Source organism: Streptomyces griseochromogenes, from assembly GCF_001542625.1.
GTDB lineage: Bacteria > Actinomycetota > Actinomycetes > Streptomycetales > Streptomycetaceae > Streptomyces > Streptomyces griseochromogenes.
This window is the reverse complement of record NZ_CP016279.1, coordinates 8,194,885-8,218,737: the sequence shown is the minus strand read 5'-3', so window position 1 is coordinate 8,218,737 and position 23,853 is coordinate 8,194,885. Positions and strand designations below refer to the sequence as shown.

Annotated in this window: 24 protein-coding genes; 17 read left to right on the top strand and 7 right to left on the bottom strand. The window is 71.8% G+C overall.

What is annotated here, in order from left to right; all coding sequences use genetic code 11:
* The first annotated feature begins 14 nt into the window (after nucleotides 1–14).
* The 6 genes from AVL59_RS35585 to AVL59_RS35560 all read left to right on the top strand — a co-directional run bounded on the left by AVL59_RS35585 (nucleotide 15) and on the right by AVL59_RS35560 (nucleotide 5,558).
* Nucleotides 15–1,169: a segregation and condensation protein A gene (locus AVL59_RS35585; protein ID WP_067312954.1), complete on the top strand. Its 1,155-nt coding sequence runs from the start codon at nucleotides 15–17 to the stop codon at nucleotides 1,167–1,169.
* Nucleotides 1,166–1,816 carry an SMC-Scp complex subunit ScpB gene (scpB, locus tag AVL59_RS35580; protein WP_067312952.1) on the top strand — a complete coding sequence of 217 codons (651 nt, stop codon included), beginning with the start codon at nucleotides 1,166–1,168 and terminating at the stop codon, nucleotides 1,814–1,816. The genes AVL59_RS35585 and scpB overlap by 4 nt, the downstream gene beginning before the upstream one ends.
* A 12-nt stretch (nucleotides 1,817–1,828) precedes the next feature.
* The gene (locus AVL59_RS35575; protein ID WP_067312950.1) at nucleotides 1,829–2,893 is read left to right on the top strand and encodes a pseudouridine synthase; all 1,065 of its coding nucleotides are present in this window, start codon (nucleotides 1,829–1,831) and stop codon (nucleotides 2,891–2,893) included.
* 142 nt (nucleotides 2,894–3,035) lie between these two features.
* On the top strand, nucleotides 3,036–3,785 hold the full coding sequence (locus tag AVL59_RS35570; RefSeq protein ID WP_372450394.1) for an NUDIX hydrolase: 750 nt from the start codon (nucleotides 3,036–3,038) through the stop codon (nucleotides 3,783–3,785).
* A complete protein-coding gene (locus AVL59_RS35565; RefSeq protein ID WP_067312947.1) occupies nucleotides 3,782–4,804 on the top strand; it encodes an ADP-ribosylglycohydrolase family protein in 1,023 nt (340 codons plus the stop codon). Before AVL59_RS35570 ends, AVL59_RS35565 begins: the two co-directional genes overlap by 4 nt.
* Nucleotides 4,805–4,808: 4 nt before the next feature.
* Nucleotides 4,809–5,558 carry a nucleotidyltransferase domain-containing protein gene (locus tag AVL59_RS35560; protein ID WP_067312945.1) on the top strand — a complete coding sequence of 250 codons (750 nt, stop codon included), beginning with the start codon at nucleotides 4,809–4,811 and terminating at the stop codon, nucleotides 5,556–5,558.
* On the opposite strand, the gene AVL59_RS35555 is transcribed toward AVL59_RS35560, so the two are convergent.
* Together AVL59_RS35555 and AVL59_RS35550 are read right to left on the bottom strand one after the other, a co-directional pair.
* Complete coding sequence (locus AVL59_RS35555) at nucleotides 5,484–6,236, bottom strand: nucleotidyltransferase domain-containing protein (protein WP_067312943.1); 753 nt, start codon at nucleotides 6,234–6,236, stop codon at nucleotides 5,484–5,486. The two genes, AVL59_RS35560 and AVL59_RS35555, sit on opposite strands and share 75 nt — an antisense overlap.
* Nucleotides 6,237–6,258: 22 nt before the next feature.
* Nucleotides 6,259–6,741 carry a Rieske (2Fe-2S) protein gene (locus AVL59_RS35550; RefSeq protein ID WP_067312938.1) on the bottom strand — a complete coding sequence of 161 codons (483 nt, stop codon included), beginning with the start codon at nucleotides 6,739–6,741 and terminating at the stop codon, nucleotides 6,259–6,261.
* 150 nt (nucleotides 6,742–6,891) lie between these two features.
* Between AVL59_RS35550 and aroH the strand changes: the two genes are divergently transcribed.
* From aroH to der, 5 genes are all read left to right on the top strand, one after another.
* Nucleotides 6,892–7,254 (top strand): chorismate mutase, encoded by a 363-nt coding sequence (aroH, locus tag AVL59_RS35545; protein ID WP_067312936.1) that lies wholly within the window; start codon nucleotides 6,892–6,894, stop codon nucleotides 7,252–7,254.
* On the top strand, nucleotides 7,251–8,336 hold the full coding sequence (locus AVL59_RS35540) for a prephenate dehydrogenase (protein WP_067312935.1): 1,086 nt from the start codon (nucleotides 7,251–7,253) through the stop codon (nucleotides 8,334–8,336). The genes aroH and AVL59_RS35540 overlap by 4 nt, the downstream gene beginning before the upstream one ends.
* A gap of 219 nt (nucleotides 8,337–8,555) precedes the next feature.
* Entirely contained in the window at nucleotides 8,556–9,248 is a 693-nt protein-coding gene (cmk, locus tag AVL59_RS35535) for a (d)CMP kinase (RefSeq protein ID WP_067312933.1), read from the top strand.
* Between the two features lie 53 nt (nucleotides 9,249–9,301).
* Entirely contained in the window at nucleotides 9,302–9,889 is a 588-nt protein-coding gene (locus AVL59_RS35530; RefSeq protein WP_067318127.1) for a lysophospholipid acyltransferase family protein, read from the top strand.
* Between the two features lie 77 nt (nucleotides 9,890–9,966).
* Nucleotides 9,967–11,451 (top strand): ribosome biogenesis GTPase Der, encoded by a 1,485-nt coding sequence (der, locus tag AVL59_RS35525; protein ID WP_067312931.1) that lies wholly within the window; start codon nucleotides 9,967–9,969, stop codon nucleotides 11,449–11,451.
* 62 nt (nucleotides 11,452–11,513) lie between these two features.
* Here the strand turns inward: der and AVL59_RS35520 are convergent, their stop codons facing one another.
* Both AVL59_RS35520 and AVL59_RS35515 read right to left on the bottom strand, forming a co-directional pair.
* Nucleotides 11,514–11,915 carry a hypothetical protein gene (locus AVL59_RS35520; protein ID WP_067312930.1) on the bottom strand — a complete coding sequence of 134 codons (402 nt, stop codon included), beginning with the start codon at nucleotides 11,913–11,915 and terminating at the stop codon, nucleotides 11,514–11,516.
* Between the two features lie 128 nt (nucleotides 11,916–12,043).
* A complete protein-coding gene (locus AVL59_RS35515; RefSeq protein WP_067312929.1) occupies nucleotides 12,044–12,835 on the bottom strand; it encodes a hypothetical protein in 792 nt (263 codons plus the stop codon).
* A gap of 540 nt (nucleotides 12,836–13,375) precedes the next feature.
* Here AVL59_RS35515 and AVL59_RS56920 point away from each other — a divergent pair.
* The 3 genes from AVL59_RS56920 to AVL59_RS35500 all read left to right on the top strand — a co-directional run bounded on the left by AVL59_RS56920 (nucleotide 13,376) and on the right by AVL59_RS35500 (nucleotide 15,773).
* Nucleotides 13,376–14,080 (top strand): LysM peptidoglycan-binding domain-containing protein, encoded by a 705-nt coding sequence (locus AVL59_RS56920; protein WP_067312927.1) that lies wholly within the window; start codon nucleotides 13,376–13,378, stop codon nucleotides 14,078–14,080.
* A gap of 90 nt (nucleotides 14,081–14,170) precedes the next feature.
* Nucleotides 14,171–15,181 carry a helix-turn-helix transcriptional regulator gene (locus AVL59_RS35505; protein WP_067312925.1) on the top strand — a complete coding sequence of 337 codons (1,011 nt, stop codon included), beginning with the start codon at nucleotides 14,171–14,173 and terminating at the stop codon, nucleotides 15,179–15,181.
* 376 nt (nucleotides 15,182–15,557) lie between these two features.
* Nucleotides 15,558–15,773: an I78 family peptidase inhibitor gene (locus AVL59_RS35500; RefSeq protein ID WP_067007469.1), complete on the top strand. Its 216-nt coding sequence runs from the start codon at nucleotides 15,558–15,560 to the stop codon at nucleotides 15,771–15,773.
* Between the two features lie 111 nt (nucleotides 15,774–15,884).
* On the opposite strand, the gene AVL59_RS35495 is transcribed toward AVL59_RS35500, so the two are convergent.
* Together AVL59_RS35495 and AVL59_RS35490 are read right to left on the bottom strand one after the other, a co-directional pair.
* Entirely contained in the window at nucleotides 15,885–16,916 is a 1,032-nt protein-coding gene (locus AVL59_RS35495) for a phosphatase PAP2 family protein (protein WP_067312923.1), read from the bottom strand.
* Nucleotides 16,917–17,155: 239 nt separating this feature from the next.
* Entirely contained in the window at nucleotides 17,156–18,409 is a 1,254-nt protein-coding gene (locus AVL59_RS35490; RefSeq protein WP_067312922.1) for a mannosyltransferase family protein, read from the bottom strand.
* 261 nt (nucleotides 18,410–18,670) lie between these two features.
* Here AVL59_RS35490 and AVL59_RS35485 point away from each other — a divergent pair, with 261 nt between their 5' ends.
* The gene (locus tag AVL59_RS35485) at nucleotides 18,671–20,293 is read left to right on the top strand and encodes an MFS transporter (protein WP_067312920.1); all 1,623 of its coding nucleotides are present in this window, start codon (nucleotides 18,671–18,673) and stop codon (nucleotides 20,291–20,293) included.
* A gap of 103 nt (nucleotides 20,294–20,396) precedes the next feature.
* Nucleotides 20,397–21,587 (top strand): acyl-CoA dehydrogenase family protein, encoded by a 1,191-nt coding sequence (locus AVL59_RS35480; RefSeq protein ID WP_067312918.1) that lies wholly within the window; start codon nucleotides 20,397–20,399, stop codon nucleotides 21,585–21,587.
* Nucleotides 21,588–21,627: 40 nt separating this feature from the next.
* Here the strand turns inward: AVL59_RS35480 and AVL59_RS35475 are convergent, their stop codons facing one another.
* On the bottom strand, nucleotides 21,628–22,065 hold the full coding sequence (locus AVL59_RS35475; RefSeq protein ID WP_067312916.1) for a cell division protein SepF: 438 nt from the start codon (nucleotides 22,063–22,065) through the stop codon (nucleotides 21,628–21,630).
* A 311-nt stretch (nucleotides 22,066–22,376) separates the two neighbouring features.
* On the opposite strand from AVL59_RS35475, the gene AVL59_RS35470 reads away from it, so the two are divergent.
* Entirely contained in the window at nucleotides 22,377–23,459 is a 1,083-nt protein-coding gene (locus tag AVL59_RS35470) for a DUF5685 family protein (RefSeq protein ID WP_079147161.1), read from the top strand.
* The last annotated feature ends 394 nt before the right edge of the window (nucleotides 23,460–23,853 follow it).

The window sequence follows — 23,853 nt, the reverse complement described above, 5'->3', positions numbered from 1 at the left end:
AGCCTGCGGGGGCCATGACCTCGAACGACGCTCCCGTACCCGCCCCCGGCGCCGGCGCCGGCCGCCGACGTGTGCTGGGGCGGGGGCCGGGAGCCGGGAGCGTCGAGCCGTTCCGGACGACCGCGGAGGCCGCCGAGCCGGACGTTCTCGAGCCGGACCTTGCCGAGCCGGAGATTCCCGCGCCGACGCCGGAGCCATCCGCACCGGAGCCGGAGCCGCAACCCGAACCGGAGCCCGTACCGGAGCCGGAATCCGAACCGGAGCCCGAGCCCGAGCCTGCACCGGAGCCCGAGGCCGGGTCGGCCCCGCCCCCCGCATCCGCAGGGGATCAGGAACCGCCGGCGTCGGCCGACGGCGTCTTCAAGGTCCGCCTCTCGAACTTCGAGGGCCCCTTCGACCTCCTCCTCCAGCTGATCTCCAAGCACAAGCTGGACGTCACCGAGGTCGCCCTCTCCAAGGTCACCGACGAGTTCATGGCGCACATCCGGGCCATGGGACCGGACTGGGACCTGGACCAGACGACCGAGTTCCTGGTCGTCGCCGCGACCCTCCTCGATCTCAAGGCGGCCCGGCTGCTGCCCACCGCCGAGGTCGAGGACGAGGCCGACCTGGCGCTGCTGGAGGCCCGTGACCTGCTGTTCGCGCGACTGCTCCAGTACTGCGCGTACAAGCGGATCGCCGACATCTTCACCGAGCGCCTCGACGACGAGGCCCGCCGCTACCCCCGTACCGTCGGCCTCGAACCCCACCACGCCGAGCTGCTGCCCGAGGTCGTCATCAGCATCGGCGCCGAGGGGTTCGCCAAGCTCGCCGTCAAGGCGATGCAGCCCAGGCCCAAGCCGGCCGTGTACGTCGACCACATCCACGCCCCGCTGGTCAGCGTTCAGGAGCAGGCGCGGATCGTGGTCGGGCGGCTCAGGGAGCTCGGTGAGGCCAGCTTCCGCGCGCTCGTCTCGGACACCGACGACACCCTCACCGTCGTCGCCCGCTTCCTCGCCCTGCTGGAGCTGTACCGCGAGAAGGCCGTCGCGCTGGAGCAGGAGGACGCGCTCGGGGAGCTGCTCGTGCGCTGGACCGGCGGGGACGCGGAGGCGGCGCCGATGGTCACCGACGAGTTCGACCGGCCGCCCGAGGCGCCCAAGGAGACGAAGGAGGAGAAGAAGGCATGAGTGAGGAGACCGCGGAAGTGCCGGCGGGCCTCGGTACCGTCGCCGGCCTTGATCTCAAGCCCGCCCTGGAGGCGGTCCTCATGGTCGTGGACGAGCCCGCGACCGAGGAGCACCTGGCCAAGATCCTGGAACGGCCCAGGCGGCAGATCGCGGACGCGCTGCGCGAGCTGGCCGACGAGTACACCGTGCAGGGCCGCGGCTTCGAGCTGCGCTTCGTCGCGGGCGGCTGGCGCTTCTACACCCGCTCCGAGTACGCGACCGCCGTCGAGCGGCTCGTGCTGGACGGCCAGACCGCCCGCCTCACCCAGGCCGCGCTGGAGACCCTCGCGGTCGTCGCCTACCGCCAGCCGGTCAGCCGCAGTCGCGTCTCAGCCGTGCGCGGAGTCAACTGCGACGGTGTGATGCGCACCCTGTTGCAGCGCGGTCTGGTCGAGGAGGCGGGCGCGGAACCCGAAACAGGTGCGATCCTGTACAGGACGACGAACTACTTCCTGGAGCGGATGGGCCTGCGCGGCCTGGACGAGCTTCCGGAGCTCGCGCCCTTCCTCCCGGAGGCGGAGGCGATCGAGGCCGAGACCCAGGAGGGAGTCCCGTCGTTCGACCCGGACGCGCCCGACGCGCCCGGCGGTCAGGATGCGGACGACTAAGACGGAACTTTGATGCGAAGCAGCGGCAGCGGAAAGAGCGGCGGGCGCGGTAACTACCGCGGTGCCGGCAACAACAGGGACGAGCGGCAGGGGCAGGGCCGTCCCCGCAAGCCCCGCCCCGAGGAGCGCCGCTACGACGTCGGCCCCGGCGCGAGCACGGACGGTCCCAAGTCCGGGCGCGGCGGCGCGGCCCGCGGCGGCGCCAAGGGCCAGCCCAGGCAGCCTCAGCAGAGCGGCGGGCGTACGGCTCCGGGACGCTCCCGCGAGTACGAGGCGCGTGCAGAGGAGCGCAACCGCGAGCGCTACGCAGGCAAGAAGGACGTCAAGCTCCCCAAGACCTTCCCGGGCGCCGAGCAGGAGGGCGAGCGGCTGCAGAAGGTCCTCGCGCGCGCGGGCTACGGCTCCCGGCGCGCCTGCGAGGAGCTGATCGAGCAGGCCCGCGTCGAGGTCAACGGCGAGATCGTCCTGGAGCAGGGCCGCCGCGTCGACCCGGAGACGGACGAGGTCAAGGTCGACGGCCTGACGGTCGCGACGCAGTCGTACCAGTTCTTCTCGCTCAACAAGCCCGCCGGCGTCGTCTCCACGATGGAGGACCCGGAGGGGCGCCAGTGCCTCGGTGACTACGTCACCAACCGCGAGACCCGGCTCTTCCACGTCGGCCGGCTCGACACCGAGACCGAGGGCGTCATCCTGCTCACCAACCACGGCGAGCTGGCGCACCGACTCACGCACCCCAAGTACGGCGTGAAGAAGACCTACCTCGCCGCCATCGTGGGTCCGATCCCGCGCGACCTGGGCAAGCGCCTCAAGGACGGCATCCAGCTGGAGGACGGCTACGCGCGCGCGGACCACTTCCGCGTCGTCGAGCAGACCGGCAAGAACTACCTGGTCGAGGTGACCCTGCACGAGGGCCGCAAGCACATCGTGCGCCGCATGCTCGCCGAGGCGGGCTTCCCGGTCGAGAAGCTGGTGCGCACCTCCTTCGGCCCGATCACCCTGGGCGACCAGAAGTCGGGCTGGCTGCGCCGCCTGTCCAACACCGAGGTCGGCATGCTGATGAAGGAGGTCGACCTCTAGAAGGCGCCTGCACGGCTTTCCGACGGCCGGTCCCGGGTACCCGGGACCGGCCGTCGTCGTATGCGGGAACGGGGCAGCGGGAGGCGCTGAGGGGGTTGCGGATCACCATGGCCACTCTTTATAGTCATGACGACTATTAGTCATGCTGACCATAAAGGAGGACCGGCCGGCCATGGAGGGCTACGACAAGTACGCCTACGAACCTTTCGCCGTCACCGTCGACCTCGCCGTTTTCACCCTCCGCACCGGCGCCCTGCACGTGCTGCTGGTCGAGCGCGGGCAGGAGCCGTACGCCGGCCACTGGGCGCTGCCCGGCGGCTTTGTGCTGCCCGACGAGTCCGCCGAGACGGCCGCCCGGCGCGAACTCGCCGAGGAGACCGGTCTGGCCGACGTCTCCGGACTCCACCTGGAGCAGCTGCGCACCTACAGCGAGCCGGACCGCGACCCCCGGATGCGGGTCGTCTCCGTCGCCTTCACCGCACTGCTCCCCGAGCCCCCCGAGCCCCGCGGCGGCGGTGACGCGGCCCAGGCCCGCTGGCAGCCGTACGGCACGGCCGGGCCGCTCGCCTTCGACCACGACCGGATCCTCGCCGACGCCCACGACCGGATCGGCGCCCAGCTGGAGAACAGCTGCGTCGCCACCGCCTTCTGCCCGCCCGAGTTCACCCTCGGCGAGCTGCAGCAGGTCTACGAGACCGTGTGGGGCACGGCCCTGGACCGGCCCAACTTCCGCCGCAAGGTGCTCGCCACGCCCGGCTTCGTCGAACCCGTCCCCGGCGCCGCCCGGCTGACCGGAGGCCGCGGCAAACCGGCCGCGCTCTACCGCGCGGGCACCGCAGGCGCCCTGCACCCGCCCCTGCTCCGACCGTCCCGGGAAGGACCCCGCTCATGACCACCACTCGGACGAGCAAGCGCGCCGCCACCGGATCGCTGCTCGGCCTCGCCCTCGGGGACGCCCTCGGCTTCCCGACCGAGTTCAACGACGTGCCCACGATCCTCGCCAAGTGCGGGCCCTGGCGGGAGATGGAGCTGCCCGCGCGCGCCCTCGTCTCCGACGACACCCAGATGACCCTCGCCGTCGGCCGCGCGCTCAGGACCGCCATGGACCGGGGCGTGCTCGCGCCGAAGCGGCTGGAGCGGCCGCTGCGCGAGGAGTTCGTGGACTGGTACCAGTCGCCCGAGAACAACCGCGCCCCCGGCCGCACCTGCCTGACCGCGTGCGCCCTGCTCAAGGAGGAGGGCCGGGTCTGGCAGGAGGCAAGCCGGATCGGCTCCAAGGGCTGCGGCGCCAACATGCGCGTCGCCCCGATCGGTCTCACCCCCGGCCTGAGCGACGAACAGCGCGCCGGCGCCGCCCAGTTGCAGTCCGCGCTCACCCACGGACACCCCACCGCGCTGGCCGCCTCCGACCTCACCGCCCGCGCCGTCCGCCTGCTCGCCCAGGGCACCGACCCGGCCGGACTCGTCGGACAGCTGCGCTCGTACGCCCACGACAACCGCACCCGCTACCACCACACCTGGCTCGGCGACCTGTGGACCCGCTCCCACGACCCCAGCCCGGAGCACTTCATCGCACGCGGCTGGGACGAGTGCCTGGACATCCTCGGCCGCCTCCAGGAGGCCGTGCGCACCCACTCCCCGGAGACCGACCCGTGCCTGGCCACGGGCGAGGGCTGGATCGCCGAAGAGGCCCTCGCCACCGGACTGCTGTGCTTCCTGCTCTTCCCCGACGAGCCCGTCACCGCCCTGCGCCGGGCCGCCTGCTCCTCGGGCGACTCGGACTCGATCGCCTGCCTCACCGGGGCCTTCGCGGGCGCCTGGCGGGGCGCGGACGCCTGGCCGGCCGAGTGGGCCGACCGGATCGAGTACGGAGGCGACCTGTTGACGCTGGGGGCGCTCTGGGACGCTTAGGCGCATGATCGACGACCTCGACCTGAACCTGACATCGGTGATCGCCGAACAGCCCGACCCGCTGCTGTTCGCGACCGTCTCCGGAGCCCACCTGTACGGCTTCCCCTCCGAGGACTCCGACCTGGATCTGCGCGGTGTCCACCTGCTGCCCGCCGCCGATCTGGTCGGGCTGCGCGAGCCGGAGGAGACACGGTCGCGGGTCTGGGTGCGGTTCGGCGTCGAGATGGACCTCGTCACCCATGACCTGCGCAAGTTCGTACGGCTGATGCTCCGGCGCAACGGCTATGTGCTGGAGCAGCTGCTCTCCCCCCTGGTCGCGCACAGCACCGACGCGCACCGGGAGCTCACCGCGCTCGTGCCGGGCGTCCTCACCAGCCACCACGCCCACCACTACCGGGGCTTCGCCGTGACCCAGTGGCGGCTGTTCGAGAAGACCGGCGAACTCAAGCCGCTGCTCTACACGTTCCGCGTGCTGCTCACCGGCATACACCTCATGCGCAGCGGCGAGGTCCAGGCCCATCTGCCCACGCTCCTGGACCAGGTGGGCGCGCCCGGCTATCTGCCCGAGCTGATAGCCGCCAAGGCGGAGCGCGAGCACGGCACCGCCGAGCTCGACCACATGCGCGCGGAGGCCGACGTGGAGCGGCTGCACGCCGTGCTCGACGAGGCGCAGGCCGCCTCAGACCTGCCCGACGCGCCCACCGCCCACGACGCCCTGCACGACCTGGTGGTCCGCCTCCGCCTGGAGGGCTGAGGCGCGCCGCGTCCGGAAGACGAAGTCGGCCACGCGCGCGTGGTCCGGCTCCGGCGGCAGCGGGGTGCGGCGCAGCGCCTCCTCGGTCTCGGCCGCGAGCGAGGCCATCCACTCCTCGGCCCGCGTCCAGGAGACCTCGCCCCGCTTCACGGCGAGCAGGGGCTCCCGCTGCTCGCCGACATCGATCCGCAGTTCCCCGGTGCGCAGCAGATCGCGGGCGCTCATCAGCAGGCGGAGCAGGTGCATCGCGTGCTTCCAGCGCGGGGCACCCGTCGTGCGGACGTCGGCGTCGAGCTTGCGGCGCTGGCCGAGGGCGTAGCGGGTGAAGGTGTCGTAGGCGTGCCGGGAGAGGAACGCGCCGCGCAGGGACAGCAGCTCGCGGCCGGTGTCGTCGATGTGCTCCACGAGCGGGGAGTGCAGGCACTCCAGGATGTTCGGGTTGCCGCGCAGCGCCAGCTCGCAGAACCGCTCCAGCTCCCAGGAGAACCGCTCCTCACCCGGCCCCTCCACATGGGTCGGCGGCTTCTCGAACCGCCAGAACAGGGGAGTGGGGGCGAGGAAGACGCCCCGCCGGTCGGTGTCGCTGGCCTCCGTGGCCAGGCCGAAGGCCCGCGAACCCATGACGCAGGCGTAGATCGTGTGGTCGCGTACGAGACGCTCGGGGTCCTTCGGTCGCATGCCCGGAGCGTACGCGGGCCGTTCACACCAGGCGGATCGAATTTCCCTCGACCTTGATCGTCTCGGCGGGCAGCGGCCTCGTCGCCGGACCGTGCGCCACCGAGCCGTCGGCGACGTGGTACTTGCTGCCGTGGCAGGGGCAGTCGATCGTGCCGTCCGCCACCCGGTTCACCTCGCAGCCCATGTGGGTGCAGATCGCCGAGAAGGCCTTGAAGTCGCCCGCCGTCGGCTGGGTGACCACGACCTTCTGCTCCTTGAAGACCTTGCCGCCGCCCACGGGAATGTCGCTCGTGTTCCCCAGCGCCTTCCCGCCCGGGGACCGGGGGCTCGCGCTCCCGCCCGAGGACGAGGGGCTCGGGCTCCCGCTCGGGGACGAGGGGCTCGCGCTCCCGCTCGGGGACGACGGGCTCTTGGTCTTGGTGCCGCCGCATCCCACGCATCCGACGGCGGCGAACGCGGCCGCGCCCGTGGCGAGAACGTTGCGGCGGGTCGAGCACTGGGACATGTCATCACTCCGAACGTACATAGTGATCAAAAAGGAAATACCGGAATCTCTGCACTGTCTCAGCGACCGGTCGCCGCGCGCCCGACCGACGCGGGCTGACTACGCTGGACGGACCAAGAGCCGATACGCATCTCAGCAAGGAGCAGCGCCGTGGCGGTACGAGCGGTCCGGGGGGCCGTCCAACTGGAGCGGGACGAGGCCGGGCACATGGACGAGCAGGTGGGCGCCCTGCTCACCGCCATCCTGGAGCGGAACTCACTCGCCGCGGACGACCTGATCAGCATCTGGTTCACGGCCACCCCCGACCTGCACAGCGACTTCCCGGCGGCCGCCGCCCGGGGACTCGGCATCGTCGACGTGCCCCTGATCTGTGCCCAGGAACTGGACATCGAGGGCGCCATGCCCCGGGTCGTGCGGGTCCTCGCCCACGTCGAGTCGGACCGGCCCCGCGCCGAGATCGCCCACGTCTACCTCGGCGCCGCCGCCGCTCTGCGCAAGGACATCGCCCAGTGAGGACCGCACTCGTCATCGGCACCGGGCTCATCGGCACCTCCGCCGCGCTCGCCCTGACCCAGCGCGGCGTCACCGTCCACCTCACCGACCACGACCCCGCGCAGGCCCGTACGGCCGCCGCGCTCGGCGCCGGCACCGACGAGGTCCCCGAGGCCCCGGTGGACCTCGCGATCGTCGCGGCCCCGCCCGCCCACGTGGCCGCGCTCCTCGCCGACGCCATGACCCGGGGTGTGGCCCGCGGCTACGTCGACGTGGCCAGCGTCAAGGGCGGCCCGCGCCGCGAGCTGGAGGCCCGCGGCCTGGACCTGTCCTGCTACATCGGCACCCATCCCATGTCCGGCCGGGAGAAGTCCGGCCCGCTGGCCGCCACCGGCGACCTCTTCGAGGGCCGCCCCTGGGTGCTCACCCCGACCCGGGACACCGACACCGAGGTGCTCAACCTCGCCCTGGAACTGGTCTCGCACTGCCGGGCCGTGCCGGTCGTCATGGACGCCGACGCCCACGACCGCGCCGTGGCGCTCGTCTCGCACATGCCCCACCTGGTCTCCAGCATGGTCGCCGCGCGTCTGGAGAACGCCGAGGAGGCCGCCGTGCGGCTGTGCGGGCAAGGCATCCGGGACGTGACCCGGATCGCCGCCTCCGACCCGGGCATGTGGATCGACATCCTCTCCGCCAACCCCGGCCCGGTCGCCGACCTCCTCACGGACGTCTCCGCCGACCTGGAGGAGACCGTGCGGGCCCTGCGCGCCCTGCAGTCCTCCGACGAGGACAAGCGGCGCGAGGGCAGCTCGGGCATCCGGGACGTGCTGCGGCGCGGGAACGCGGGACAGGTGCGGGTGCCCGGCAAGCACGGGTCCGCTCCGCGGGTCTACGAGGTCGTGGCGGTCCTCATCGACGACCAGCCGGGGCAGCTGGCCCGGATCTTCGCGGACGCGGGACAGGCCGGGGTCAACGTCGAGGACGTGCGCATCGAGCATGCGACGGGGCAGCAGGCCGGTCTGGTGCAGCTGATGGTGGAGCCGAAGGCGGTGCCGGTGCTGCGGGCCGCGCTGGCCGAGCGGGGGTGGGCGCTGCGGCAGTAGCCGCGTGCCGGGGGTGGCCGCTCCCGGGGCTGCCGCCCCCCAGCCCCCGCGCCGGCTCCGCGGGGCCTCGTCCGTGGCCGCCGGACGTGCCGGATGCGCCCGGGAGCGGGCGGCGCCCGCGGGCCGTCCGGACGAGTGACCCGCACCCAGTAACCTTGTGCAGGGCACTCCCGCTCCCCGCACCCCGCTCATCGCACCGCACCAGGAAGGTGTCCCCCCGTGGAAAACGGCGCCCCGACCGCCAAGTCCGTGATCGTCGCGATCGACGGCCCCTCCGGCACGGGCAAGTCGAGCACGTCGAAGGCCGTGGCCGCGCAGCTCGGCCTGAGCTACCTGGACACCGGCGCCCAGTACCGGGCGATCACCTGGTGGATGGTGTCCAACGGGATCGACCTGGAGGACCCGACCGCCATCGCTGCCGTCGCCGGCAAGCCGGAGATCATCTCCGGCACCGACCCGTCCGCCCCGACCATCACGGTCGACGGCGTCGACGTGGCCGCCCCGATCCGCACTCAGGACGTCACCTCCAAGGTCAGCGCGGTCAGCGCGGTGCCCGAGGTGCGCTCCCGGATCACCGAGCTGCAGCGCTCGCTGGCCGCCGGCGCGGAGCAGGGCATCGTCGTCGAGGGCCGCGACATCGGTACGACCGTGCTGCCGGACGCCGACCTGAAGATCTTCCTCACCGCCTCCCCGGAGGCCCGCGCGGCCCGCCGCAGCGGCGAGCTGAAGAACGCCGACGTCCACGCCACCCGCGAGGCGCTCATCAAGCGGGACGCGGCCGACTCCAGCCGCAAGACCTCGCCGCTCGCCAAGGCCGGCGACGCGGTCGAGGTGGACACCACCGAGCTCACCCTCGCCCAGGTCATCGAGTGCGTCGTCACCCTGGTCGAGGAGAAGCGGGCCGGGAAGTGAGCGTTCCGTCCGAGCGGGGCGCCGAGGTCGGGCGGCGCATCGGGGTCGGCCTGATGAACGGGCTGTGGAAGCCGCGGGTGCTCGGCGCCTGGAAGCTGCCCGCGACCGGCCCGGCGATCGTCGCCGTGAACCACTCCCACAACATCGACGGCCCGATGGTCATGGGCGTGTCGCCCAGGCCGACGCACTTCCTGATCAAGAAGGAGGCGTTCGTCGGCCCGCTGGGTTCGTTCCTGACCGGCATCGGCCAGCTGAAGGTGGACCGCGTGTCCGCCGACCGCGCCGCGATCACCGATGCCCTCGGCGTCCTGGACAACGGGGGAGTGCTCGGCATCTTCCCGGAGGGCACCCGGGGCGAGGGCGACTTCGCCTCGCTGCGCGCCGGGCTGGCGTACTTCGCGGTCCGCAGCGGGGCACCGATCGTGCCCGTGGCGGTCCTGGGAAGTTCCGATCGGCCCGGCCGGTTGATAAAGGCACTGCCCCCGCTGCGTTCCCGTGTCGACGTCGTCTTCGGCGACCCGTTCGACGCGGGCGACGGCAGCGGGCGGCGCACGCGCAGGGCGCTGGACGAGGCGACCGAGCGCATCCAGAAGCAGCTCACCAGCCACCTGGAAAACGCCAGGCGCCTGACCGGGCGCTAAGCGACACTTGAGTAGTGGATCAGCCCCTGGCGGGCGGCTCCACCGATCACCACGATGAACGACGAGGTACGGACTTCATGAACGACCAGATCCAGCCCGACGGCTCGGCCGAGCACGAGTACGAGCACGGGGCTCTCGGCGACGCCGAGTACGCGGAGTTCATGGAGCTCGCCGCCGAAGAGGGCTTCGACATCGAGGACGTCGAGGGTGCCATCGAGGCGGCGGGTCACGGCCCGCTGCCCGTGCTCGCCGTCGTCGGCCGCCCCAATGTCGGCAAGTCGACCCTGGTGAACCGGATCATCGGCCGCCGTGAGGCGGTCGTCGAGGACAAGCCCGGCGTCACCCGCGACCGCGTCACCTACGAGGGCGAGTGGGCGGGCCGCCGCTTCAAGGTCGTCGACACCGGCGGCTGGGAGCAGGACGTCCTCGGCATCGACGCCTCCGTGGCCGCCCAGGCCGAGTACGCGATCGAGGCGGCCGACGCGGTCGTCTTCGTCGTGGACGCCAAGGTCGGCGCCACCGACACCGACGAGGCGGTCGTACGGCTGCTGCGCAAGGCCGGCAAGCCCGTGGTGCTGGCCGCCAACAAGGTCGACGGCCCGAGCGGCGAGGCGGACGCGACCTACCTGTGGTCCCTGGGCCTCGGCGAGCCGCACCCCGTCTCCGCCCTGCACGGCCGCGGCACCGGCGACATGCTGGACGCCGTCCTGGAGGCGCTGCCGGATGCGCCCGCGCAGACCTTCGGCGGCGCAGGCGTCGGCGGCCCGCGCCGCATCGCCCTCATCGGCCGCCCGAACGTCGGCAAGTCCTCCCTCCTGAACAAGGTGGCGGGCGAGGAGCGCGTCGTCGTCAACGAACTGGCCGGCACCACGCGTGACCCCGTCGACGAGCTGATCGAACTGGGTGGCGTGACCTGGAAGTTCGTCGACACCGCCGGTATCCGCAAGCGCGTCCACCTCCAGCAGGGCGCCGACTACTACGCCTCGCTGCGCACCGCGGCCGCCGTCGAGAAGGCCGAGCTGGCCGTCATCCTGATCGACGCCTCCGAGAACATCTCGGTTCAGGACCAGCGCATCGTCACCATGGCCGTGGAGGCGGGCCGCGCGGTCGTCCTCGCCTTCAACAAGTGGGACACCCTCGACGAGGAGCGCCGCTACTACCTGGAGCGGGAGATCGAGACCGAGCTGGGCCAGGTCGCCTGGGCGCCCCGGGTCAACGTCTCGGCCCGCACCGGCCGGCACATGGAGAAGCTGGTCCCGGCCATCGAGACGGCGCTGGCGGGCTGGGAGACGCGTGTTCCCACGGGCCGTCTGAACGCCTTCCTCGGCGAGCTGGTCTCGGCGCACCCGCACCCGGTCCGGGGCGGCAAGCAGCCGCGCATCCTCTTCGGCACCCAGGCCGGCACCAAGCCCCCGCGGTTCGTCCTCTTCGCCTCCGGCTTCATCGAGGCGGGCTACCGGCGCTTCATCGAGCGCCGTCTGCGCGAGGAGTTCGGCTTCGAGGGCACCCCGATCCACATCTCGGTGCGGGTGCGCGAGAAGCGCGGCACGAAGAAGAAGTAGCCGACGCGGCACTGTACGGCGAAGGGCGGCCCCGGGGTACGAGGGCCGCCCTTCGCCGTACGTCACGCACCGCGGCGCGGTCCCGGCGGCAGCGCCGCCGGGACGTAGTGCATCCCGGTGTCCTGCTGTCGCCCGAGGGTGCCGACCCGCTGCCACTGCGACTGCTGCCGGGCGCTGTAGGCCCCCGCGCTGTAGGCGCTGTACGAACTGCTGAACGACCCCGGCCGGTGGCCGCCGTACGAGCCCGTGACGTCCGGGAGGCCGAGACTCCCGAAGGCGACGAAGCCGAGCTCCTCCTCTCCGCTGCGGTCCCCTGGCAGCGTACGGAAGGTCTTGACCCACTCCGCGTAGAGCGAGTCGTAGATCGGCGTGGCCGATGGCACACCGGCTCCCTCCTGCCCCGACCGGGCGGAGGGTACGGAGGAGAAGGGGGACCGACGGGGAGGAGTGTCGTATGCGTGCACGTATGTCCAAACGACCGGAACTTTAAAGAGATGCGGTCGGACAATTAGGGGCGCGGGGAACGGCGCGAGAAGCCGCGGCGCACCCGCACGCGCGAACGCACCGCAGTCCCTCGCCCCTCAGGCGATTTTCAGGTCCCCGCGAGAGGAAGCGCCGCGGCGACCAACTGCCCGTTCGCCGCCGCCTTGTCCAGCGCCTCCCGCAGCAGATCCTCCCGGGGCTGCCGCCCGATCGCCCCCACCGGCGCCGCGAACATCAGCACCTGCTGGTGCTTGTTGGCCGCCGCCCGCCAGCTGTCGGTCACCTGCAGCGGCTGGTGCGCCTGCCACCAGGCCACCGGCTGCCCGCCGTCGGGACCGGGCTGGAGCACCGCGTGCAGCCGGCCCACGGCGAGCAGCACCGACCAGCCGTGCAGCACCGGAGGAACGGACGCCAGCTCGGTCACCGGCATGAAGCCCTGCTCGATGAGGAGCGGGAGGAAGTCGTCACCGGCCCCGGTGGAACCCGGACGCACGATCGGCGCGGTCGGCTCGACGACGAGCGCGGGGTGCAGCTCACCCTCGATCAGGACGAGTCCGCTGGTCACGCCGAGCACGGCCTGCTCGGGCGCGGTCTGGTGCGCACCGCCGGCGGCCATGTCGCTGCCGGTGCCGCCGATGGAGCGGACGGCGCCCTGCAGCTGCTCCTCGGTGACCTGGACGACCTGGGAGGGCAGGCAGCTGGCGTGGGCGAAGGCGAGGACGGCGGTCTCGTCGCCGACGAACAGAACGGTGCTGGTGCGCTCCTGCTCGGAGTCGCCCGGGGTGCGGCAGGAGGTGCAGTCGTAGCTGCCCGGTGCGTTCTCTCCGGCGAGCAGCCGGTCGGCTTCTTCGTCGCCGATCTCGGCGCGTACGGCGTCACTGACGTCGAGCATGCGCGGCACGGTGGCTCCCTCGGGATGCGGTGCTGGGTCGACCGGGTGGCTCCCGGCCCCTGAGCCCCGGCGTTCCGGGCTCATGAAGAAGACAACGGGCGTCCTGTGGTGGGAGTCACGCTCTGGGGAGAACGGAATCGAACCATCCGCCGCACAGGGTCACCTCCGGTACGGAACCGGCCACTCACGGTCAACTCTTCGCGCTGTCAAGGAACTTGAAAGGGTGAAGTGGGTCACAGGCCCCTTCGATGGGTGGTCGATAAATGGTGAAATCAGCGCATGAAATGGCTGGCCGAAAATCGCCGATACCTTGGGTAACGGCGAACTGGCCTGGAATGACAGCGAGTTGGTTGATATCGGCCGCCCTACCTCCCTACATTCCTCCGCCGTGTGCAACGAGCACCGCTCGGGTACGTCCGCCGACCGGCATCAGGCAGAGCAATGTCGCCGCACCGGTCGTGGCGGACGGGACGGGCGCGAGGAACCGCGGTCATCCGCGGCAAGGCGCGCCTCGTCCGGGGGAGCCCGGGTTCGTGGAGAGGGAATTACATGTCCGAGTGTGCCGATACCACCCGCACCACCGATCGTCACGACAGCGCCCGCAAGGGCCGTACGACGGCCGCCCTCGCCGGGGCGGCGCTGCTGGCCCCGCTGGGCCTGCTGGCCGTGAGCGGCAACGCCGCCGCGGCGGACAACGGAGTGTGGGACCGCATCGCCCAGTGCGAGAGCGGTGGCAACTGGCACATCAACACCGGCAACGGCTACTACGGCGGGCTCCAGTTCTCCGCCGGCACCTGGCGCGCGTACGGCGGCACCGCCTACGCCCCGACGGCCGACCAGGCCTCCAGGAGCGCCCAGATCGCCGTCGCCACCAAGGTCCAGCGCGCCCAGGGCTGGGGCGCCTGGCCGGTCTGCTCGGGTCGCGCCGGAGCCTACGGCGCCGCACCGGCGGCCTCCTCGTCCGGCACGAGCGCCGGCAAGGGCAGCGTGACGACGAAGTCCGCTCCCGTGAAGTCCGCTCCCATGAAGTCCGCACCGGCCAAGTCCGCCGCGGCCGGGAAGACGCCGGAGCGCCCGGCCGCTCACACCGACCGCAGCGCCTCCCGGGGTGCCTACACCGTCCGCGAGGGCGACACCCTGAGCGCCATCGCCGCCCGGCACGGGACCACCTGGCAGCGGATCTACGCCGCCAACAAGAAGGTCATCGGCGACGACCCGAACCTGATCGTGCCCGGCCAGCGCCTCGCGCTCTGAACGGGCCCCGGGTGCCGGTCACCTGACGCGCACAGCCGCTGTCCCCTTCCAGGACAGCGGCTGTCCGCATCCGCTGGCAGACTCGGCCCCATGTTGGAGACCTCGGCACGACTGCTTCGCCTGCTCTCGCTGCTCCAGGCCCACCGCGAGTGGTCCGGCGCCGAACTCGCCGAGCGGCTCGGCGTCACCCCGCGCACCGTCCGCCGGGACGTGGACCGGCTGCGCGAGCTGGGCTACCCGGTCAACGCCAGCCCCGGCATCGGCGGCGGCTACCAGCTGGGCGCGGGCGCCGAACTGCCCCCGCTGCTGCTGGACGACGACGAGGCCGTCGCGGTCGCCGTGGGCCTGCGCACCGCCGCCGGACAGGGCATCGAGGGCATCGGCGAGTCCTCCGTACGCGCCCTCGCCAAGCTGGAACAGGTGCTGCCGAACCGGCTGCGCCGCCGGGTGAGCGCCCTCAACGCCTTCACCGTGCCCATGCTGCGCCCCGGTCCGCCGTCGGCCCCCGTCGACCCGGCCGTGCTCACCGAACTCGCCCATCTGTGCCGGGACGCCGAGCGGCTGCGCTTCGCCTACCTGAGCCACGACGGCACCTCGAGCCGCCGCACCGTCGAACCGCACCGGCTGGTGTGCACCGAGCGGCGCTGGTACCTGGTCGCCTGGGACGTGGACCGGCAGGACTGGCGGACCTTCCGCGTCGACCGCCTCACCCCGAAGCCGCCGCACGGCCCCCGGTTCACCCCGCGCGAGCCGCCCGCCGAGGATCTCGCCGCCTATGTCTCGAAGGGCGTCTCCACGCGGGCGTACGCCACGCACTCCGCCGTTCGGCTGCTGGTGCCGCTGCACCAGGCGGCCGAGCGGATCTCACCGTCCGCGGGGACGCTGGAGGCCGACGGCGACGACGCGTGCGTCCTGCGCAGCGGCGCGCCGAACCTGGAGATGATGGTCATTCACATCATGATGATGGGCGTCCCGTTCGAGGTGCTCGAGCCCACCGAGATGAACGAGGTCATCAAGACGGTTCGTGACCGGCTCGATGCCGCGCTGGCCCGGGCCGCGGAACCCGGCGCGCGTACAGGGGACCGCGCGGGCGGTGGGTAGACGGACCGGCCGCCCCTCCTCGTGCCGGGCCGATGCTCCGGCAGAGGGCGCAGGGTGATTGTGTGCGGAATCCGTGAATTTCCTATACGGCGTCAGCTCGCGTCGCAATGTGCCGGATTCCGGAAGAATCGCTCCTCGGTGCCGCCTTCGGTCACTACTCGTAGGTTTTCGGCCGGGTAATTCGGGAGGCGATCCGACACGCGGGAATTCTGTTCGATTGCCCCGGCGAGCGGAACGGAAACCCCCGTACGTGTGATGGAGTTCGGCGGAAACGGGTGTCGGGAACCTGTGACAGAAGTGTGACCGGAGAGGGACCCGGGGTGCCCGGCGCCGGTTACCGCTTCCGTCGCCGCCCGATGCGGCCTAGCGTGGCCGCATGGCACCGATCCCCACTCCGCCAGCGGAGCCCAAGGACAGTCCGGACGGGTACGTCGGCCTCGACGCCCCACGAGCCGAGCGGCTCGCCCGGGAGCGGGGGTGGTCGACCGTACGGTCCCTGCCGCCGGGCGCGATCATCACCATGGAGTACCGGGTGGGTCGGCTCAACTTCGAGGTGCGTGACGGCCGGGTGGCCCGTGCCTGGAAGGGCTGAGACTCCTCGCCCGGACGGCGAAGGCCCCGCCTCCCGAAGAGGGAGGCGGGGCCTTCGCCGTGGCGGCCGGGGTGGGCTGTGCGTACCGGACCCCGCCGCCGTGGCCGAGCCTCAGCCGCCCGTCACGGGACGGGCCGGCTGGGAGGTGCCGCGCGGCAGGCGGTCGGCGTGCGGCGGCCGGCGGCTGCCCACCGGGGTGACCGGGGTGCGCTCCGAGCGGACCGTGTGCGGGCTCGGCGTCCGGTGGATCGGAGCCCGGGGGCCGCGCGCCGACGACACCGGCTCGCGCGCCGGGGCGGACCGCTCCGCGGGCGCGGGAAGCGGCTTGAGCAGTACCGGCGACGGCGTGACCGGGGCGGCCGGTACGGGCGCCGTGCGGCCGCGGCGGGCGCGCAGGCGGTCGCGCAGGTCGAAGAGCGCGGTCTCGGTCCTGGCGATCAGCGGCTCGAACCAGGGCAGGGCGAGCAGGATCAGCAGGCCCGCGGCCCAGCCCAGCAGCACGTCGCTCAGCCAGTGTGTACCGAGGTAGACCGTGGTGAGACCGACGCCGAGGGAGGTGATCGCGGAGAGCGCGGACAGCCAGCGGCGGGCTCTCGGGGTGGAGGCCAGATAGGCCAGGATTCCCCAGGTCACCACCGCGTTGGCGGTGTGGCCGCTGGGGAATATATCGCCGCCCAGGCCCATCTCGTTCGAGCCGATGACGGTCGCGTAGTGCGGACCGAGCCGCCCCATGCCGAGCTTGGCGGCGCCGACCGTGATGTTCAGCAGCAGCAGCGAGGTGGCCAGGGTCAGCAGCGGTCGCAGCGTGTGCTGGCGCCAGGAGCGCCAGCCGAGCCAGGCCGCGACCATGACGGCGGTGGGGCCGCGCTGGCCGAGCACCACGTAGTAGTCGAGGAAGGCGTGGATCTGCGGCCACTGCTGGTACGGCCGGAAGAACATGACCTGCCAGTCGAGCCGGACCAGCCATGACGTGATCACCACGGCCCAGATGATCGCCAGGTAAAAGGCCAGGGTCGCGGTGAACAGCACGACCCGGTGCCGGCTCATCCGCGGCACATCGATGTGAGCCGGTCGTTCCGGCTCACGGTCCAGCCTGGCGAACACCCGGTCCAGACTCCGGGTGAGGTTTCGTTCGGTACGCACCCAATCGACGTTACAGCGAGTGAGCTCTGTTCCCGGTCGATACAGCGGGTTTGTGATGACGATGTGATGTGGGAAACCTCTCAGGCGCGGTCCGAATTCCTAGGATTCCGCAATCCCGTGGGCCTGCTTCCTGCAATTCCTTTGATCATGTTGCGCGGTCGGTTTTTGGGTGCTTATGAATTCGTTCACCGAATCATGGGATGGAATTCAGAGGGTGCTCATCGACGCGGCAGAGTTGATCATGGAGGACCGGAACCGTTCAGCCAGAAGGCCCCGTAGACCGCCGTCGCCGCCGCCACGCCGGCTGTGACCAGCACCGATCTGGACGTCCGCGGCCGGGCCAGAGCGCGCGCGAGGGGGAACAGCACCGGGAAGGCGGGCATCAGCAGCCGCGGCTTCGACCCGAAGTAGCTCGACGCGCACAGGGCGAGCGCGAGGACGACACCCGTGTACACCAGCAGCGCCACGGGCTGGCGCTGACGTACGCCGGCCGCATAGAGCCAGATCAGCAGGGCGACGCCGATGATCAGACCCGTGCCGGCGAGGGCCGACGGAAATGACGTGAACTTGTCGGCCACGAAGCGGGCGAAGGCGTATCCGCCGTCGAACCCGTTGCGCCAGCCGGCCTGCACATCGAGATATCCGAGCGGGCCCTTGCCGGTGCGGTGGCCGACCCAGAGCACATAGCCGGCGGCGCCCAGGGGAGCGAAGAGCATACCGAGGGCGCGCCGCCAGGCCGGTGCGCTGGCGAGAGCAGGGGCGTGCGTCTCTCCGTGCGCGCCTTCCATAGAAGAAGGGGCGCACTGTGTCTCGTGCGCGCCATCTGCGTCCGCCACGCGCTCGGCGTGTGCGCCCCGCGTGCTTCTGTCTCGCACGAACGAGATCACGCCCGCCACCCACACCGCCGCGACCACCGCGAGCCCCACGGGCCGGGTCAGCCCGGCCAGCGCCGCCAGTGCGCCCGCGCTCACCCACCGGCCGGTCAGCACCGCGTACAGCGACCACGCGGCCAGCGCCGTGAACAAGGACTCGCTGTACGCCATCGACTGCACGATCCCGACCGGCAGCACCGCCCACAGCAGCACCGCGCAGACCCCGACCCGGCGGCCGTACACGTGCTCGGCGACCGCGAAGATCCCTCCGGCCGCCGCCAGCGAGGCGAGCAGGCCGACGACGAAGCCGGCGTCCGCGTACGACAGCGGCGCGACCGCGTGCAGCAGCCGCTCCAGCCAGGGCAGCAGCGGAAAGAACGCCAGGTTGGAGTGGACGTCGCCGTTCGGCAGCCGCACCTCGTAGCCGTACCCCAGTTCGGCCACCCGCGTGTACCAGAGGGAGTCCCAGCGCGCGGTCAGCAGCGTGTACGCGCTCTTGCCGCGCGCGGCGCTCCATCCGGCCAGCACGACCAGGCCCAGGGCGCGGACGGCCGCGTACCCGAGAAGGGCCGGCGCCGCCCGGCGCAGGAAGGGGGTCGCGCGCGTGTCAAGATCGGTCACGGGCCCGATTATCGACGGGACCGGGAACCGGGCCGCTCGCCGGGGCGTGGTCAAGGGCAGGCGAAGTGGCGTACGCCACACGGGTTCGGTCCCGCGTGTGAGAGGTCCGCCACGCGTCCGCGCGGCGAACTCGCGTACGCTGACGAGTCACTCGCGAGGGTTCGCGCAGGCCGGAGACACCGCTCCTCTCCGGCCGTACGACGGGGAAGTCCCCACCCCGTCGATCCGCAGCACGCGAGGGATCATCTGGGAGGTACGTACATGTCCGGGACGACCACGGCTGCCGTTCGGCCGCGCCGTCGGGCGGCCGGGGCCGGTGCCACCAACCGCTGGGTCGTCCTCGTCGTCCTCTGCGTGAGCCTGCTGCTCGTCGCCCTCGACGCGACCGTACTGCATGTGGCGGTCCCCGCCGTCACCGAGGACCTCAGGCCCGGTGCCATAGAACTGCTCTGGATCGTCGACATCTACCCGCTGGTCTGCGCCTCGCTGCTGATCCTCTTCGGCACGCTGGGCGACCGGGTCGGCCGCCGGCGCATCCTGCTGCTGGGCTACGCCCTCTTCGGGGTCGCCTCCGCCGTGGCCGCGCTCGCACAGACCGCCGAGACGCTGATCCTCGCCCGGGCGCTGCTCGGCGTCGGCGGCGCGATGATCATGCCCGCGACCCTGTCGATCCTCCGTCAGGTATTCCCCGACCGGCGCGAGCGCGCCCTGGCCATCGGTATCTGGAGCGCGGTGGCCGCCGTCGGCGCCGCCGTCGGACCGCTGCTCGGCGGCTTCCTGCTGGAGCACTTCTGGTGGGGCGCGGTCTTCCTGGTCAACATCCCGCTGATGCTGGTCAGCCTGCCGGTCGGTCGGATGCTGCTGCCCGAGTCGCGGGGCGAGCGCGACGGCCCGTGGGACGTGGTCGGCGCGCTGACGGCGGCGGTCGGCCTGTTCGGTGTCGTCCTCGGGGTGAAGCGGCTCGGCGGCGGGGAGCCGGTGGCGAGCCCGTTCACCCTGGTGCCGCTGCTGGTGGGCGCGGCGCTGCTCGTCTTCTTCGTACGGCGCCAGGGGCGGCGCCCGCATCCGCTGGTTGACCTGCGGATGTTCCGGCGGCCGGCGTTCAGCACGTCGGTGGGCTGCATCGTGCTGGCGATGCTCGCGCTGGTGGGCCTGGAGCTGATAGCCGCCCAGTACCTGCAACTGGTGCTCGGCCTCTCGCCGCTGGAGACGGGCCTGAGGCTGCTGCCCCTGACGATCGCGGCGATGGCGGCGGGCCTCGCCGGCGCGCGGATGCTGCGCCGCTTCGGACCGCGCCGCATGGTGTGCTTCGGCTTCTGCCTCACCGCCGCCGCGGTCGTGACGCTGACCGCGATGGGCGGCACCGACAACGCGCGCCTGCTGCTGTTCGGCTTCGTGGCGCTCGGCTTCGGCCTGGAGACCACGCTCTTCGGGGCCTACGAGTCGATGCTGAGCGAGGCCCCGGCCGAGCAGGCCGGCGGGGCGGCGGCGATCGGCGAGACGTCGTACCAGCTGGGCGCCGGGATCGGGATCGCGCTGCTGGGCAGCGTGATGAACGCGGCCTACGCGCCCGGTCTCGCCTCGGTGCCGGGCGTGCCCTCGCGCGAGTCGGCCGCGGCGGGCCACTCGCTGGGCGAGGCGTACGAGGTCGCCGGGCGGATCGGCGGACCCGTGGGGGATGCCCTGCGCCGGGCGGCGCGGGACTCCTTCGTGCACGGGCTGCACGTCACGCTGCTGGTGAGCGCGGGCCTGTTGCTGCTGGGTGCGGTGATGGCGCTGCGGCTGCCGCGGGTGATGCAGTGCGGCGAGGAGAGCGCGCAGCGGCGCGCCGGGGTGGAACTGCCCGCCCCGCGGGAGGCCGCACAGCCGAGAGTGTCGGCCTGACCCCGGCTCTGGACGTACGGGACACTGCGCCGTAACGTCGGCTGCGGAGTTGTAACTAGCGCTGCTAGTTTTCACTGTGCCTGAGTGTGCCGGAGGGTGTTCCATGTCCGCGTCCGCGAAGTTGCCCCCGTTCGATCCCGCCGATCCGCTCGGGATCGACGACCTGCTGGATCCGGAGGACCTCGCCATCCGGGACACCGTCCGCAGCTGGGCGGACGACCGCGTGCTGCCGTACGTCGCCGACTGGTACGAGAAGGGCGAGCTGCCCGGCATCAGGGAACTCGCCCGCGAACTCGGCGGCATCGGCGCGCTCGGCATGTCCCTCACCGGGTACGGCTGCGCGGGCGCCACGGCCGTGCAGTACGGCCTCGCCTGTCTGGAGCTGGAGGCCGCCGACTCGGGCATCCGGTCCCTGGTCTCCGTGCAGGGCTCGCTCGCCATGTACGCGATCCACCGGTTCGGCAGCGAGGAGCAGAAGCGGGAGTGGCTGCCCCGCATGGCGGCCGGCGAGGTGATCGGCTGCTTCGGGCTCACCGAGCCCGATCACGGCTCCGACCCCGCCGCCATGCGCACCCACGCCAAGCGCGACGGCGACGACTGGGTGCTGAGCGGCCGCAAGATGTGGATCACCAACGGGTCCGTGGCCGGGGTGGCCGTCGTCTGGGCGCAGACCGAGGACGGGATCCGCGGGTTCGTCGTACCGACCGACCGCCCCGGCTTCTCGGCCCCCGAGATCAAGCACAAATGGTCCCTGCGTGCCTCCGTGACCAGCGAACTCGTCATGGACGACGTGCGGCTGCCCGCCACCGCCGTGCTCCCCGGGGTCACCGGACTGCGCGGACCGCTCAGCTGTCTCTCGCACGCCCGCTACGGCATCGTCTGGGGCGCGATGGGAGCGGCGCGCAGCAGCTTCGAGACGGCCCTGGAGTACGCGCGGACGCGGGAGCAGTTCGGCCGGCCCATCGGCGGCTTCCAGCTCACCCAGGCCAAACTCGCCGACATGGCGGTCGAACTGCACAAGGGGATTCTGCTCGCCCACCATCTGGGGCGGCGGATGGACGCCGGCCGCCTGCGTCCCGAGCAGGTCAGCTTCGGCAAGCTCAACAACGTCCGCGAGGCCATCGAGATCTGCCGTACGGCGCGGACGATCCTCGGTGCCAACGGGATCTCCCTCGAATACCCCGTCATGCGGCACGCGACCAACCTGGAGTCGGTGCTCACCTACGAGGGCACCGTCGAGATGCACCAGCTCGTGCTGGGCAAGGCGCTCACCGGGCTCGACGCCTTCCGCTGATCCCCCCAGGGGTGGGGCAGGGCCGGTGAGCGGCCCTGCCTCAGCTCTGATTGAAGAAGCCGTCCTCCCGGTGGGCCGCCGGCTCACCGCTGACGATCTCCGTGTTCAGGGGCGTCAGCAGGAAGACCCGGTTCGCGACCCGCTCGATCGTCCCCCGCAGGCCGAAGGTCAGCCCGGCGGCGAAGTCCACCACGCGCTTGGCGTCGGACGGCTCCATCGCCGTGAGGTTCATGATGACCGGGACACCGTCGCGGAACAGCTCGCCGATGGCACGGGCGTCCCGGAAGCTGTCCGGGGTGATCGTGCCGATCCGGTGACCCTTCTCCTCGGCCGTGTCCGTGGCCACCTTCACCCGGGGGTCCGTGACCCAGGCGTTCCCGGACTCGGTGCCCTCGGAGTAGTCGTCGTCGTAGTAGCGCTCGTCATCGTTGTCGTCGACGAGGCCGAGCCACGCACTCGCCTTGCGTACCGATCCCATGGACGCCTCCTCTCACAGCGGTCCTTCTTGTATCCGCATCCCTATGGTCATCCATGATGCGGACGGCGCGCCAAGCGGATAGACGCCGCGCGGGGGGTTTGTGACGGTACTGGTGCACAGACGATCCGTCGAGAGTCCTTGTGCCCCAAGGGTCGTGACTCGTACGGCTGCTGACTGTGAGTGAAATATGATTGTCATCGGCGGATGGGTGATATACGGGGCGTCCGGGTGAACGTGCGCGCTGATACGAACCGACAGTCGGTCGATACGATGCCGCAGCTCAACGTCGCAGCACACCACGGGGGATCATCGTGTTCGGAATCGTCAGGCCGTGCGGTCACCGGCTCGGAGAGAGTCTCAAGGCCCAATGGATGGCGCACTTGTGCGGGCTGTGTCTCGCGCTGCGCAAGGATCACGGGCAGTTGGCGCGGATCGTCACCAACTATGACGGGCTTCTCATATCGGTTCTGACGGAGGCTCAGGCCGGAGCGGTGAGCGGTTCCAGACGTACGGCCGGGCCGTGCGCGCTGCGCGGGATGCGTACGGCGTCCGTCGCGCAGGGCGAGGGGGCGCGGCTCGCCGCCGCCGTCTCGCTGGTGCTCGCCTCCGCCAAGGTGCGCGACCATGTCGCCGACCGGGACGGGCTGCTGGCACGCAGGCCGGTCGCGGCCGCGGCGCGCCGAGTCGCCGCGAGCTGGGGGCGGGCCGGGGCGCACAGCGGATCGGCGGTCGGCTTCGACACCGACGTCCTCGTCGACGCCGTCGACCGGCAGCTCGGCATCGAGACCCTGGCCGGGCCCGGCACGCCGATCCTGACGGTCACCGAGCCCACCGAGACGGCCACCGCGGCCGCCTTCGCGCACACCGCGGTACTGGCCGGGCGGCCCGCCAACGCCGAGCCGCTCGCCGAGGCAGGCCGCCTCTTCGGCCGGCTCGCGCACCTCCTGGACGCCGTCGAGGACAGAGAGGCCGACGCGCGTTCGGGTGCGTGGAATCCGCTCACCGCGACCGGTACGTCTCCGACCGAGGCGCGCCGGCTCGCCGAGGACGCCCTGCACGGCATCCGGCTCGCCCTGCGGGAGGCCGAGTTCACCGACGGCAAGCTCGTTCATCTCCTGCTCGCGCACGAGCTGCGGCGCTCGGTGGACCGGGCGTTCGGCCCCGTCGAGCACCATCCGCCGAAGTCCCGTGGATTTCTGCCCGGCTGCGGGATGTTCCTGGTGCTGTGCTGCAGCTGCCAGATGTGCTGCGCGGACGAGTACGAGGGGCCGTGGTCCCGCAAGAAGCGGGAAGGGTGCTGCAACGACTGCGACTGCGACTGCCCTTGCGATGGGTGCGACGGCTGCGACGGCTGCGATGGGTGTGACTGTTGCTGCCCTTGTGATGGTTGCTGAGCGCGCGGTGGGCCGGCCGCCGCGGGGAACTGACACATGGGTGTGCGCATCGAGTGGTGGTCTCCTGAGAGCGGAACGGGTGCGGAGCGCGAGGGGAGGGGGTGCGCGTGTGAAGGCGTGTGCGTGAAGAGGGAGAACGCGAGTACGCCCGCCGCGGGGCAGGCGTGCGCAGGGGGTCAGCTCAACAGGACGAGGACCACACGCGACCGAAGTCGATGTGGGAGCGGGTGACCAGCCACTGCTGTGGACGCATGGGCCAAGTGGAACAGGCATCCGCTTGTGCGTCAACCGAGTTGAGACGTACGGCTCACCGTGCGGACGGCCTTGACACCGGACCGAAACGTCCACGTACTCTCGACGGACGGCCCTGCTGAGGGGCTCGGCCGTATCCGCG